The organism is Pseudoalteromonas sp. G4 (assembly GCF_028875915.1).
Taxonomy (GTDB): domain Bacteria; phylum Pseudomonadota; class Gammaproteobacteria; order Enterobacterales; family Alteromonadaceae; genus Pseudoalteromonas.
The window spans coordinates 1-4,408 of record NZ_JAPEHW010000131.1; the positions used below are offsets into that span (position 1 = coordinate 1).

Here is a 4,408-nt window from a genome sequence, read left to right on the forward strand (position 1 = left end):
GTACGAGTGCCCACACAGATGATTGCTTAAATTTTTAAAGAACAGTGCAAACAACCTTGTGTTTGCCGCGACGCTGTGTCGCTGTTAGGGCTGCGTATGTTACGCTTTCCTAATTTTTTGTCAACACTTAATTTTGATTATTTTTAAAAACTTTCAAAACTCAGTTTTACTTGACTCAACCAACTCGTGATTCGCTGCTATGCTGCGTCGTTCCCCGTGTTGGTGGAGGCGCATTATAGAGAGATCCGAATTTGGATCAACCCCTATTTCAAACTTTTTTTAGTTTTTTGGATCGTTCGGGCGAAATATGTACAAAACAGCTCATAACTGCTAGTTTTGTGAGCTACTAAGTAGCATTTAAGACTATAAAACTGTTTTTTATTTACTTGAGTTGAAAGTTTGTTGAGTTACTTCACCCCAATAACTATCTTCAATGACACTCTCACTATAGGGTGATTCATAGCTTTTTATTGCCTTTCGCCAAAATGCAGTTGCTTTATTTGCACCTTTAATTTGTTTTATTTGCCACTCTCCTTGGAAATGCTGCCAAATCCAATGGGCAAATTCACAACCTATCCCTTTAGATCTTACACTTGGTACAACATAGAATTCAGAAACTTCAAAACTTGCTGCGGTGTGTTTTTTAATTGCAGCTATACCTATGGGCCTATCTTTAACATAGCAAATTAAGCCGAACACATTATCAACAAGCTCTGTATCAAGGTCAAAAAGCCCCATTAAGTTAGGTAGCTTTCCAGTGATTGCTGAAAACTCTGCTTCATACCCTTGTAATAAGTTTAAATAAACTCGCATGTTGGACTGTTCTACAACGACTACTTCCACTTACTTGCCTCTTTAATTAATCAACTTATCAATCATCACATAAAAATTATTTCAAAAAAATAAAAACAACACTTTACCTAAAGTTAACTTGAGCTTTTATAGTGCAATCTAAATTTAACCAAGGAGCCATTTTATGAACTCATTTACTCGATATTTAAAAAGAATTACTTGTCACTCAATTTTCGTTTCAACTTCTGCACTTAAATAAGGAAATATAATGTTTTTAGAGCATGTGAATCTTGTTGTTACAGACCTTAAAAAGTCACTTTCTTTCTATCAAGCCGCTTTTCCACATTGGTATATTCGTTCAGAAGGCGCTGGCGATTGGAACGGTAAACCACGTAAGTGGATTCATTTTGGTGATGACTATCATTATATTGCGCTCAGTGATCATGGTGAGGGCATAAATAGACAACTCTCAGGTCATCAAATTGGGCTTGCGCACTTTGCTTATGTTGTAAAAAATTTAGATGCTTTGATAAAACGCATGCAACTTGCAGGTTTTGCTATAGATAAAGGTAGCAAACACCCTTTTCGTAAAAATGCGTATTTTATTGACCCAAATGGATTTGAAATTGAGTTCGTTGAGTATTTAAGTGATTTACCACACGAGCGTAATAGTGACTAAGAATGCATTCAATAAGAAAGTGGTTCTCATCTTATGCTAGAGAATCACTTAGCACTTTTATTAGTTTATTAATTTCGATTGGTTTGGCTAGGTGTGCATCAAACCCTTCAGCTAAATAACGAGCTACATCACTTTCTAGCACATTTGCAGTCAGTGCAACGATTGGAATTTCTTTGTTTGTTTCTCTGATCTTTATACAAGCCATCTCTCCATCCATAATAGGCATTTGAATATCCATAAAAATAATTTCAGGGCTATGGGTTTCAAGTAACGCTATAGCCTCTTGGCCATTTTCTGCAATTATCAATTCTGCATTTGCTGGGGTGATAATTGCTTTAAATACCATTTGATTAACTTTATTGTCTTCAGCAAGCAAAATCGTTTTACCTGTTAAGTTTGGCATTGTTTGTTCATCATCATCTTGTTGAACTAGCTTTTTCTTACCACTGTGTTTTAAAGGTAATTTAACTTTAAACTTTGCTCCTTTAGCTAGCTCGCTTGATACTTCAATACTGCCATTCATCAAGTAAATCAATTGAGACACAATGGCAAGCCCCAAACCTGTTCCACCAAAACGCCTAGTAGTCGAACTATCGGCTTGTTCAAAACGATCAAACAGCTTGTCTATTTGCTGTTGAGTCATTCCAATACCTGTGTCGGTAATTTCAAACAACACGCCCTGCTTATATTTACTAACATTAACCTCAACTTTGCCTGTATCTGTAAATTTAATTGAGTTATTTATTAGGTTTATTAATATTTGTTTAATTCGTGTTGGGTCGCCATACCAAACACCTTCGACAGGTTGCATTGAATTGACAGATAAATTTAACCCTTTAGTTTCAGCTATAGTCGCTTGTTCGTTAATTGTATCAAGCACCAGTTTCTCAAGGTCAAATTCTGTGTTTTCAATCTCAAGTTTGCCTGCTTCAAGTTTAGACACGTCTAAAATATCGTTAATAATGGCAAGAAGAGTACGACCAGATGACAGTGCACTCTCAATTAGTTCACGCTCTTTTACTGCTTGCTTGGATTGTTTTAATAATTGTAAGGTGGTGAGCACAACATTAAGAGGCGTGCGAATTTCATGGCTCATGTTAGCTATAAATTCATTCTTAACATGATCTGCCTTTTTCAACTGTTGAATAGCAGACGCTAATTCAGTTGTTTTGTCTTTTACTTTGCGTTTCAGCTGATCATTAAAGCCAGAAATAATGAGAGTGAATGTCACGCCAAGAGCCGCGACAATAAATCCAACAATAAGAGTTAACCAACTTAGCCAATCTTTTTTGGTATTTTCAAAGCTATTCGTACTTTCAAAATTCACAAGCCATTTACGACCAAACCATATTAGCTCGTAAGATTTTGAAAAGTGCAGATCGTGTGATGTTAAATGGTTATTATCAAATCCTGCAACATAAGGGCGACTTGGGGAGTTAATATCTAAAATTGAAAAGTCATAGGCGTCACTCACATTATTTTCAATTAATAGGCGCTCTAATGATTTATCAACTTCTATTACTATTTCTGCCAGCCCGATTAACTTTTCATCTTCAACATTAAACACCGGATAATAAATAACATTGCCGGTTTCTTTATCCGATTGTTGCGCTAACCGAATTGGTGGTGTAGCACGAATAGCTCTAGCATTAATCGCTTCAAATACGGTGTCACCAGCAACGGGGTGACTCGCAAGGTCAATACCAATAGCCAAACTATTATTGGCATAAGGTGCTGTTAAACCGATTGGAAATATTTTTGTGTGTAAACGATTTTCATCAAGGATTTTAACTTTTGAATTTGTTAAACCTCGGCTCTCTTGCTTTTTAATCCAATCTATTTGCTGTTCAACGTCTAAGCTATCAAGCCATGCAATTGCACGATAAGGGATGATGCCATCATTTAAAGATGCGGCGATAAGTTGAAATTCATCAATTGTCGGGGATAACCCGCTTCTAAACAGTGTCGCCAAGGCAAAAAGATTACTTTCAATTTGTCTTTTTAGTACTTCAAGTTCATAGATCTTTTTCTCTGTAATTTCTGAAAACTTTGCATTTAGATTTTTTTTATACACTTCTTTTGAATAGGTAAAAGTAAAACAAACAGAAGCAAGTAAAATAATGCCCACTAAAATGACAAGTTTGCTGTTACTAATCCTGGAAAAATATTTAGATGGAAATAAGATGCCCAACAATGGAAAAAAGAATAGTACGCCAACACTATCGCCAACCCACCAAGTGAACCAAACAAAATCTGATATATAAAATGGAATGATACCTTGCAGGTACAAGCTTGTGACACCGATAGATGCTGATATTAAACAAGCGACAGGACTTATTAATAATAAAATAGATAACAAAGGATATGCGGAATTGAGATTTAAAGGAAAATCACAAAACTTTTTGAGAAGATGAAAACTTACAACTGCTTGAAGTAATGCACCAAAAGCTCTTACTGCGTTCCAAAATAAATCTGAAGTTGTAATTAGTTCTAGTGAAATTCCTGAACTATATAAATTGGCACATAATGCGCCTAAAAATAATGGAAAGTACGCCTTATTGCCAAAATAGAGCACCAACACCACAGCACAGCCCGCCGCAGGCCATACAGCACTTGCAAAACCAGGCTCAATTCGAAAGAAGGTTCCTATTAAACCAAATGCAAAATAGCAGAAGGCGATAAAAATAAATGCAAAGCCTGTTTGGTCTAATAACGTTTTAGAGATTTTTGGCATTAATTCATGCTTATTTCAATAATTTACCACATTAAAAATAGCACAAAATGTGCTTTTAAATGCTTTACTCAGAATTGAATAAAAAGATGGTTGCTAAAATTTTTATCTCAAAACGAAAAAACCCGAGCCTTAGCTCGGGTTTTCTATAAATGCTTATGCATTAACTATCAAGAATTAGTCTTCGATAGTTGCAACAACACCAG

Annotated in this window: 3 protein-coding genes; 1 reads left to right on the forward strand and 2 read right to left on the reverse strand. The window is 35.6% G+C overall.

Going from position 1 to position 4,408, the window contains the following annotated elements:
- Positions 1-378 precede the first annotated feature (378 nt).
- Positions 379-843 carry a hypothetical protein gene (locus tag ON073_RS20050; RefSeq protein WP_274763644.1) on the reverse strand — a complete coding sequence of 155 codons (465 nt, stop codon included), beginning with the start codon at positions 841-843 and terminating at the stop codon, positions 379-381.
- Positions 844-1,060: 217 nt separating this feature from the next.
- Here ON073_RS20050 and ON073_RS20055 point away from each other — a divergent pair, with 217 nt between their 5' ends.
- Entirely contained in the window at positions 1,061-1,471 is a 411-nt protein-coding gene (locus ON073_RS20055; protein ID WP_274763645.1) for a VOC family protein, read from the forward strand.
- A 31-nt stretch (positions 1,472-1,502) separates the two neighbouring features.
- Here the strand turns inward: ON073_RS20055 and ON073_RS20060 are convergent, their stop codons facing one another.
- Entirely contained in the window at positions 1,503-4,205 is a 2,703-nt protein-coding gene (locus tag ON073_RS20060) for an ATP-binding protein (RefSeq protein ID WP_274763646.1), read from the reverse strand.
- Positions 4,206-4,408 lie beyond the last annotated feature (203 nt).